Here is a 698-nt window from a genome sequence, read left to right as displayed (position 1 = left end):
CACCGGTCCGTGGTCCTCGACCACCGTGCGCACCAGCTCCCGTATCTGCTGCGGGTCGCGGACGTCGCACACCGAGCCGGTGACCGGCAGGCCCTCGCCGGCCAGCTCCTTCACCGTGCCGTTCACCGTCTCCTCGTGGCGGCCGCACAGGTGCACCGGCGTACCGGCGCCGGCCAGCCGCCGTACGATCTCCAGACCGATGCCGCTCGTGCCGCCCGTCACGAGCGCGATCCGCTGGTTGCCGTCCCTCTCGGTCATGCCCTCTCCTCACCGTCGTGACCACGCGCAGGCGGCACATCCTCCGGCCCGCCGAGGTGTGACTGTGCCACCGCCGCCGGGGCCGCGGGCCGTGCGTGGACACGCCTTGGACACCACGTCCGCCCCGGCGCGATCCGGTCCCCAGCCGGATTTGAGCGTCGCTGCCTACCGTTCGGGCCATGAAGGCACTGGTCCTGTCCGGAGGAGCCGGCACCCGCCTGCGCCCCTTCACCCACACCTCGCCCAAGCAACTGGTGCCGGTGGCGAACAAGCCTGTCCTCTACTACGTCCTGGAGGCGATCGCCGAGGCCGGGATCACCGAGGTCGGCGTGGTGGTGGGGGACACCGCCGACGAGATCTGCGCCGCGGTCGGCGACGGCTCCCGCTTCGGCCTCGACGTGACCTACCTGCCTCAGCACGCGCCGCTGGGGCTCTCGCAC

General features: G+C 72.3%; 2 protein-coding genes. One reads left to right on the top strand and one right to left on the bottom strand.

Annotation, left to right across the window (positions count from 1 at the left end):
* A partial coding sequence (locus LPA54_RS34165) for an SDR family NAD(P)-dependent oxidoreductase (RefSeq protein WP_228984556.1) occupies positions 1–258 on the bottom strand: 258 nt, incomplete at its 3' end.
* 179 nt (positions 259–437) lie between these two features.
* Between LPA54_RS34165 and LPA54_RS34160 the strand changes: the two genes are divergently transcribed.
* Positions 438–698, top strand: a 261-nt coding sequence (locus LPA54_RS34160; RefSeq protein WP_228984555.1) for a sugar phosphate nucleotidyltransferase, incomplete at its 3' end; no start/stop codon positions are given.

Source organism: Streptomyces sp. DH12 (genome assembly GCF_020873895.1).
Classification (GTDB): Bacteria; Actinomycetota; Actinomycetes; order Streptomycetales; family Streptomycetaceae; genus Streptomyces.
Note: the sequence above shows the minus strand (reverse complement) of the source record. Positions and strands in the feature narration are given on the sequence as shown.